Origin of the sequence: Micromonospora sp. NPDC049089, from assembly GCF_040648775.1 — a bacterium.
GTDB lineage: Bacteria > Actinomycetota > Actinomycetes > Mycobacteriales > Micromonosporaceae > Micromonospora.
On sequence record NZ_JBEZEH010000263.1, the window covers coordinates 1 to 8,361 of the forward strand.

The following is an 8,361-nucleotide window of genomic DNA, read 5'->3' on the forward strand; positions in this document are numbered from 1 at the left end:
ACCTGACCGGAACCCGCCACTTCGTCCACTGCCACGGAGGGCTCCGACCTCGTCGATCATGAAGTTATTGCCACGACACGCCGCTGCGCAGGGCAATAACTTCATGATCAACGGTTGAGGTCGGGTTGGGGTCAGGCTGTGGGGGTGGGGCGGAGTTCGGCGAAGTGGCAGGCGGACGGGTGGGGGTCCGCTGCCCTCGGCACCGTCGCCGGGTCCTGGGTGGCGCAGATGTCCTGGGCCTTCCAGCAGCGGGTCCGGAAGTGGCACCCGCTGGGCGGATCGGCCGGGCTGGGCACGTCGCCAACCAGCCGGATCATGTTGCGCTGGTCGCGGGCCTCCGGGTCCGGCACCGGCACCGCGGAGAGCAGAGCCTGGGTGTACGGGTGGGTGGCCCGCTCGTAGATCTCGTCCTCGGTGCCGATCTCGACGATCCGACCGAGGTACATCACCGCGACGCGGTCGGCGATGTGCCGCACCACCGACAGGTCGTGCGCGATGAAGATGTACGAGAGCCCCAGCTCGCCCTGCAGCTGCTTGAGCAGGTTGATCACCTGGGCCTGGATGGAGACGTCGAGCGCCGACACCGGCTCGTCGCAGACGATCACCTCGGGCTTCAGCGCGAGGGCGCGGGCGATGCCGATGCGCTGACGCTGACCGCCGGAGAACTGGTGCGGGTACCTGTTGATGTGCTCCGGGTTGAGCCCGACCAGGTCCAACAGCTCCTGGACCCGCTTGGCCTTGCTGCCCTTCGGCGCGGCATCCGGGTGGATCTCGAACGGCTCGCCGATGATGTCGCCGACCGTCATCCGGGGGTTCAGCGAGGTGTACGGATCCTGCATCACCATCTGCATGTTGCGGCGCAGCCGGCGCAGCTCACCCCCGGAAGCCTTGAACAGGTCCTTGCCCTCCAGGGTGGCGCGCCCGGAGGTGGGCGTCTCCAACCGCATCAGCAGCCGGGCGAGGGTGGACTTGCCGCAGCCGGACTCGCCGACGACGCCGAGCGTCTCGCCCCGACGCAGCTCGAAGCTCACCCCGTCGACGGCCTTCACCGCCCCGATCTGCCGCTGGAACAGCACGCCCTGGGTGATCGGGAAGTGCTTCACCAGGTTGTCGACGGAGAGAATGGTCTCGCCGCGGACCTTCGTGGGGTTAGCGGGCGACGCTGTCATCACGGACCTCCTGCGCGAAGTGGCAAGCGCTGGTCCGGCCGTCGCCGAGGACCAGGTCGTGCGGCACCTCGTCCACGCAGACCTGCTGGACGTACGGGCACCGGGGGTGGAACGGGCAGCCGGACGGGATGCGCATCAGGTTCGGCGGCAACCCCTTGATCGTCGACAGTTCCTGGCCGCGAACGTCCAGGCGCGGGATCGACTCCAACAAACCCTTTGTGTACGGGTGGGCGGGCGCCTTGTAGAGCGAGCGGACGTCGGCGTGTTCGACGATCCGGCCGGCGTACATGACAGCGATCCGGTCCGCGACACCGGCGACCACACCCAGGTCGTGGGTGATCAGGATCATCGCCATGTTGAGTTCCCGGCGGAGGTCGGCCAGCAGGTCCATGATCTGGGCCTGCACTGTCACGTCGAGGGCCGTGGTGGGCTCGTCGGCGATCAGCACCTTCGGGTCCAGCGCCAACGCCATGGCGATCATGACGCGCTGCCGCATACCGCCGGAGAACTGGTGCGGGTAGTCGCCGATCCGCTTGGCGGCGCCCGGGATCTTGACCAGATCCATCAGCTCGACGGCACGACGTCGAGCGTCGGCTCGGGACATGCCGGCGCGCTGGCGCAGCGTCTCACCGATCTGCCAGCCGACGGGGAAGACCGGGTTGAGGGCGGAGAGCGCGTCCTGGAAGATCATTGCGATCTCCTTGCCGCGTACCTGCCGGCGCTGCTCCTCGGAGCGGGTGAGCAGGTCCTCACCCTGGTAGAGGATCTGGCCGGAGCGGACGAACGCGGGCGGGGTGTCCAGGATGCCCATGATCGCCTGGGCGGTGACCGACTTCCCCGAGCCGGATTCGCCGAGCACGGCAAGGGTCTCGCCGGCGTCCAGGTGGTACGACACCCCGTTGATCACCCGGGCGACACCCTCGTTGGTGCGGAACTCGACGTGCAGGTCCCGCAACTCCAGCAGGTGACCGCCCTCGGGAGTGGCAGAGGCGGGAGTGGGATTGACGGTCATGATGTTCTCACCGCAGCTTCGGGTCGAAGGCGTCACGGATCGCGTCGCCGAGCATGATGAACGCCAGCACGGTCAGTGCCAGGAAGGCCGACGGGACGATCAACGGGGTCGCCGCCTCCCGCATGTGGATCCGGCCGGTGTCGATGTCCTGCCCCCACGAGATGGTGGGCGCCTTCAGGCCGATGCCGAGGAAGGAGAGCGTCGCCTCAGCCGCGATGAACGAGCCGAGCGCGATGGTCAGCACGACGATCGCCGGGGCCAGCGAGTTCGGCAGAATGTGCCGCCACATGATCCGGCTGTTGCCGGCACCGAGCATCCGGGCCGCCGCGACATAGTCCTGCTCCTTCGCGGTGATCACCGAGGACCGGACCACGCGGGCGGCGGTGGTCCATCCGAGGAGGGCCAACACAAAGACGACAGCGCCGATCCGAGCCCACTGGTTGTCACTGGACACCCGCTTGAGCAGCACGATCGCGGCCAGCAGCAGCGGGATGCCGAGCACCACGTCGATCACCCGGGAGAGCACAGCGTCGACCCAGCGGCCGAAGTAACCGGCCAGCATGCCGACCACCAGCGCGATGATGCCGGTGCCGAGCGCGGCGAGCGCGCCGACCAGCAGCGACGCCCGGGTGCCGTAGACCGCCCGGGAGTACGTGTCGCAGCCCTGGAAGTCGTACCCGAAGATGGCCCCGCCGGACGGCCCGGCGTGTTGCCGGGAGAGCAGGCAGTCGTTCGGGTTGTTGGCAGTGAAGACCCCGGGGAGCAGCGCCATCAGGGTGAAGATGACGACCAGCGCCAGCGAGATCCAGAAGATCGGGTTGCGGCGCAGGTCGCGCCAGGCGTCCCCGGCCAGGCTGCGGGGCTTGTTCGCGGCACCGACCTGGTTGGGCGTGCCCGGCTCTCCCGAGGGGCCACGTCGCGCGGCCTGGTTCTCGGTGGCCGCCACAGTCTCAAAGTCACTCATAGCGGATCCTCGGGTCGAGTACGGCGTACAGGACGTCCACCACCAGGTTCGAGACCAGGTAGACCACGACGAGCACGCTGACGATGCCCACCACCAGGGGGCCGTCCTCGGTGCGGATGCCGCGGAAGAGGTTGAAGCCCACGCCGGGGATGTTGAAGACGCCCTCGGTGATGATCGCGCCGCTCATCAGGTTGCCCAGTTCCACACCGAGGAAGGTGACCACCGGGATCAGCGAGTTGCGCAGCACGTGGACGATGACGATGCGCCGCTTGACCAGGCCCTTGGACCGGGCGGTCCGGACGTAGTCCGCGCGCAGGTTCTCCGCCACCGAGGCCCGGGTGAGTCGTAGGGCGGTGGCCAGCGACAGCGAGCCGAGCACGATGCCCGGCAGCAGGAGCGCGTAGAACGTCGGGTCGGAGCCGGCGGTGGGTGGGAAGAGCTGCCACTTGACGCCCAGGAAGTACTGCGCCAGCGGTGCCAGCACGATCGTCGGGATGCCCAGCACCAGCAGGGTCAGCACCAGCGTCGAGTTGTCGAAGATGCTGGCCCGGCGGATGCCGGCGAGAACCCCGGCGGTGACACCGAAGATGATCGCCACGGCGAGCGCGATGAGCGCGAGCCGCACGGTGACCGGCCAGGCCTGCTGGAGGATGTCACCGATGCTCCGACCCGTGAGCGACTCGCCCAGGTTGCCCTGGAGCAGGTCCTTCACGTAGTCGAAGTAGCGGTAGAAGAAGCCACCGACGCCCGTCTGATCCAGGTTGTACTTCTCGGTGAGGTAGGCCCGCTGCGCTGGCGTCACCGGCCGTTCGCCGGCGAGCGCCTGGATCGGGTCGCCCTGCCCGGCGAATGTCAGCGCGTAGACGATCAAGGTGGTCCCGAAGAACGCCAGGACCATCTGCAGTAGGCGCCGCAGGATGTAGCGGAACATGCTTAGCAGTCTCTCCGGAAATGTGCGAAAGGGTCGCAGGACGGCATCTCTGGTCGTACCCGAAATATCCGAGACGTTCCGTCCGGCCCGGGGGAGCCGGCGCCACCGACGCCGGGTCCGCTGCTGCGGCCCGGCCCCGGTGGCGCGGTCGGGGCCACCCGGGCATCGTCGCCCGGGTGGCCCGCACCATGGTCAGCTCAGCTGGCTGCTTCGATCTTGACGAGGTTGACCCGCTGGAACAGGTCCATCTCGACGTTCTTGACCTTGGACGAGTGGCCGAACACGTTCTCGCCGAAGCGGAGCGGGATCACCGGCATGTCCTTGGCCAGGATGTCCTCCGCCTGCTGGTACTTGGCGATCGCCTCGTCCTGCGTCTTGGCGGCGGAACCCTCCTTGACCAGCTTGTCGAACTCCGGGTTGCTGTAGCCGTAGTAGTTCGACGAGCCGTTCGTGCTGTACAGCGGGCCGAGGTAGTCCTCCATGGTCGGGTAGTCCATGACCCAGCCCATCCGGAACGCACCCACCGGCGTCTTCTTCTCGACCTTGGTCAGCAGGTCGGCGAACTTCGGCTCGACCGAGCCGACCGCGTCCACGCCCAGGTTGGTCTTGAGCTGGTTGACCGTGGCGTCGACCCAGTCCTTGTGCCCGCCGTCGCCGTTGTACGAGATGACGATCTTCGACGGACCGCCGGCGGCCTGGTAGAGCTTCTTGGCCTCGGTCGGGTTGAACTCGGCGGCCTTGCCCGCGGTGTCCTCCCGGTAGCCCGGCAGGACCGGTGCGACGAAGGAGCGCGCCGACGTCTGCGAGCCCTTGAAGACCGACTTGGTGATCTCGTCACGGTCGATCGCCATCGAGATGGCCTTGCGCACGTCCGGGTTGCTGTAGTCCTTGTCGAACGTCGGGAACGCGAGGAACTGGAACGACGACATCGGGCTGGTCTTGTACCGGTCGCCCAGGTCGCTTGGCGCGGTGCTCAGGCTCTCGGTCGGGATCGTGGGCAGCACGTCCAGGTTGTCCGCCAGGACGTCCGCGTAGGCCGCGGTGAGCTGCTGGTAGATCCGGAACTCGATGTTCTTGACCTTGGGCTTCTCGCCCGGGTACGCGTCGTAGCGCTCGACGTCGATCTTGCTGTCGTGCTGCCAGGTGCCCTTCATCTTGAAGGGGCCCTGCCCGATCGGCGCCTGCTCGTAGGAGTCCTTGAGCACGCCCGGAGCCGAGAACGCGGCGTCCGGCATCGGGAAGAACGCGTTGTAGCCCAGCGTCGTCTTGAAGTCGATGTACGGATCGGACAGCGTCACGGTGAAGGTGAGGTCGTCGACCTTCTTCAGGCCGGACATCTCCTTGGCCTTCGGCGCCTTGTCCTGCAGGTCGGCGTAACCAGCGATCTTCTCGAAGAAGGGGTTGGTGTCCTGACCGTTCGGGGCGTACGCGCCGTAGTTCCAGGCGTTGATGTAGTTCTGGGACGTGACCTTCTCACCGTTGTGGAAGGTGAAGCCGTCCTTGATCTTGATCGTCCAGACCTTGTTGTCGGACGAGGTGATCGACTGAGCGGCGACCTCGTACGGCTTGTTCTGGGCGTCGTAGTCGACGAGCGGGCTGAACAGGCCGGCGATCACCTGCGACCCGGACGTCTCGGTGGTGTTTGTGGGAACCAGGTGCTTCGGCTCGGCGATCTGGATGCTGACCACCGAACTGTCGCTGCCACCGGATCCACCGTCTCCGCCGCTGCCGCAGGCCGCGAGGCCCAGCGTCACCGCGAGCGGGAGGGCGGTCCAGGCGGCGAGTCTACGAACTCGCATTGAGCCTCCTCATCTCCTCACGCTGCGCAGTCAGGCCCGACGCTGGGTTTACGCTGCGCAACAAGCGGTAACGGTAGGTCGGTGACCGGCCTTCGACAACGACGCGGTTGCGGGTGGGTAACGGTCCGGGGTTGATTCAGTTGTCGAAGGCGAGTGAATCTGCTACCCCAAACCGGAATCATCGACTTGGCCTGCTGAAATGGCGACGTTTGACGTTGCGTTCGTACCCTCCCGGTCGGGTCGACGCCGCCTGGGGTTGCCGTCCCCTCTCCGTGGATCAGCCCCCTCCTGTCTGGTTCGACAGTGATCGAATCCACAGATTGTCACTGAAAGTGACTAGCAACACCTCACGCAGGGTTACTCCAGCGGCGGTCACTCTGACGTGACCCGGCCCGTCCGATGGCCGCCCCGCCGCAGTGGGGCGGCGGACGGCCCGGAGCGAGGTCGTCTGATCCGCGGGCGGTGGCCGTGAGACGATCTGGTCGTGACGGCGACGCTTCTGGACGGCAAGGCAACCGCAGCGGAGATCAAGGACGAGCTGCGCATCCGGGTGAAGGCACTCGCGGAACGCGGCATCACCCCCGGGCTCGGCACGGTCCTGGTCGGGGCGGATCCGGGCAGCCAGGCGTACGTCAACGGCAAGCACCGCGACTGCGCCGAGGTGGGCATCGCCTCGATCCGCCGCGAACTGCCGGCCGACGCCACCCAACAGCAGGTCGACGACGTACTGGCCGAGCTGAACGCCGACCCGGCGTGCCACGGCTACATCGTCCAGCTGCCGCTGCCGGCCCACCTCGACACCCAGCGGGTGCTGGAGTTGATCGACCCGGACAAGGACGCCGACGGCCTGCACCCGGTCAACCTGGGTCGGCTCGTGCTCGGCTACGACGGTCCGCTGCCGTGCACGCCGCGCGGCATCGTCGAGCTGCTCCGCCGGCACGACGTGGCGCTGCGCGGGGCCACCGTCGCGGTGGTCGGTCGCGGCAACACGGTTGGCCGACCGCTCGGCCTGCTGCTCACCAGGCGCAGCGAGAACGCCACAGTCACCCTCTGCCACACCGGCACCCTCGACCTCGCCTCGCACACGCGCGCCGCCGACATCGTCATCGTCGCGGCCGGCGTACCGGGTCTGCTCACCGCCGATATGATCAACCCGGGCGCGGTGGTGGTGGACGTCGGCATCACCCGCGTCATCGGAGCGGACGGCAAGGGCCGCTACACCGGTGACGTGGACCCGGAGGTGGCCGAGACGGCCGGCGCGCTGGTCCCCATGCCCGGCGGCGTGGGCCCGATGACCCGGGCCATGCTGCTCACCAACGTCGTCGAGCGCGCCGAGCGCGGCTGAACCGGACGCCGGCGACGCCGGTGACGTTCGACCCATCCCGGCGACGGCCGCCGCCCCTGCCCTGTTCGGTGCCAGGATGACTGATACGGTCCGGAAAACCGACTGGTATCAGGGAGTGGGACGACCATGGGTAAGAAGGTCACTGTCGTCGGGGCTGGCTTCTACGGCTCCACCACCGCACAGCGCCTGGCCGAGTACGACGTCTTCGACACCGTAGTGATCACCGACATCGTGGAGGGCAAGCCCGCAGGCCTCGCGCTCGACCTCAACCAGTCCCGGGCCATCGAAGGCTTCGAGACCAAGGTGGTCGGCGTGACCACCGGCCCCAACGGTGAGGGCTACGAGAGCATCGAGGGCTCCGACGTCGTCGTGATCACCGCTGGTCTGCCGCGCAAGCCCGGCATGAGCCGGATGGACCTGCTGGAGACCAACGCCAAGATCGTCCGGCAGGTCGCCGAGAACGTCGCCAAGTACGCCCCGAACGCCGTCGTCATCGTGGTCTCCAACCCGCTGGACGAGATGACCGCGCTGGCCCAGCTCGCCACCCAGTTCCCGAAGAACCGGGTGCTCGGCCAGGCCGGCATGCTCGACACCGCCCGGTTCAGCAACTTCGTCGCCGAGGCGCTGAAGGTGCCGGTGGCCTCCGTACGCACCCTGACCCTGGGCTCGCACGGAGACACCATGGTCCCGGTGCCGTCGAAGAGCACCGTCAACGGCAAGCCGCTGCGCGACGCCATGCCGGCCGAGCAGATCGAGGAGCTGGTCGTCAAGACCCGCAACGGTGGCGCCGAGGTGGTCGCGCTGCTCAAGACCGGTTCGGCCTACTACGCCCCGTCCGCCGCCGCGGCGCGGATGGCGAAGGCCGTCGCGGAGGACTCCGGCGAGGTCATGCCGGTCTGCGCCTGGGTCGACGGCGAGTACGGCATCTCCGGTGTCTATCTGGGTGTCGAGGCCGAGATCGGCGCCGAGGGCGTCAAGCGGGTCGTCGAGACCGACCTGGACGCCGACGAGCGCGCCAGCCTCCTGGAGGCTGCCGAAGCCGTCCGCGCCAAGCAGGGCGACATCTCCAGCATGTAGTTCCCCCGAACCACAGCATCAGCGAAGGGCGCGCCCCGCAAAACCCGCGCCCCCAGACCCCGAC

The 8,361-nt window shown here is 67.8% G+C and carries 7 protein-coding genes; 2 read left to right on the forward strand and 5 right to left on the reverse strand.

Annotated elements, in window-relative coordinates; genetic code table 11:
* Positions 1-131: 131 nt before the first annotated feature.
* The 5 genes from AB0B48_RS30170 to AB0B48_RS30190 all read right to left on the reverse strand — a co-directional run bounded on the left by AB0B48_RS30170 (position 132) and on the right by AB0B48_RS30190 (position 5,875).
* Positions 132-1,169, reverse strand: a complete 1,038-nt coding sequence (locus AB0B48_RS30170) for a dipeptide ABC transporter ATP-binding protein (protein ID WP_357207417.1) — start codon at positions 1,167-1,169, stop codon at positions 132-134.
* Positions 1,150-2,181, reverse strand: coding sequence for an ABC transporter ATP-binding protein (locus AB0B48_RS30175; RefSeq protein WP_112583768.1), 1,032 nt, complete (start codon positions 2,179-2,181; stop codon positions 1,150-1,152). Before AB0B48_RS30175 ends, AB0B48_RS30170 begins: the two co-directional genes overlap by 20 nt.
* A 7-nt stretch (positions 2,182-2,188) precedes the next feature.
* A complete protein-coding gene (locus tag AB0B48_RS30180) occupies positions 2,189-3,145 on the reverse strand; it encodes an ABC transporter permease (protein WP_357207420.1) in 957 nt (318 codons plus the stop codon).
* Positions 3,138-4,076 (reverse strand): ABC transporter permease, encoded by a 939-nt coding sequence (locus tag AB0B48_RS30185; RefSeq protein WP_112583767.1) that lies wholly within the window; start codon positions 4,074-4,076, stop codon positions 3,138-3,140. The genes AB0B48_RS30180 and AB0B48_RS30185 overlap by 8 nt, the downstream gene beginning before the upstream one ends.
* A 197-nt stretch (positions 4,077-4,273) precedes the next feature.
* Entirely contained in the window at positions 4,274-5,875 is a 1,602-nt protein-coding gene (locus tag AB0B48_RS30190; RefSeq protein WP_357207424.1) for an ABC transporter substrate-binding protein, read from the reverse strand.
* Positions 5,876-6,359: 484 nt separating this feature from the next.
* On the opposite strand from AB0B48_RS30190, the gene AB0B48_RS30195 reads away from it, so the two are divergent.
* Both AB0B48_RS30195 and AB0B48_RS30200 read left to right on the forward strand, forming a co-directional pair.
* Complete coding sequence (locus AB0B48_RS30195) at positions 6,360-7,220, forward strand: bifunctional methylenetetrahydrofolate dehydrogenase/methenyltetrahydrofolate cyclohydrolase (RefSeq protein ID WP_088950132.1); 861 nt, start codon at positions 6,360-6,362, stop codon at positions 7,218-7,220.
* A 126-nt stretch (positions 7,221-7,346) separates the two neighbouring features.
* Positions 7,347-8,297, forward strand: coding sequence for a malate dehydrogenase (locus tag AB0B48_RS30200; RefSeq protein WP_357207426.1), 951 nt, complete (start codon positions 7,347-7,349; stop codon positions 8,295-8,297).
* The last annotated feature ends 64 nt before the right edge of the window (positions 8,298-8,361 follow it).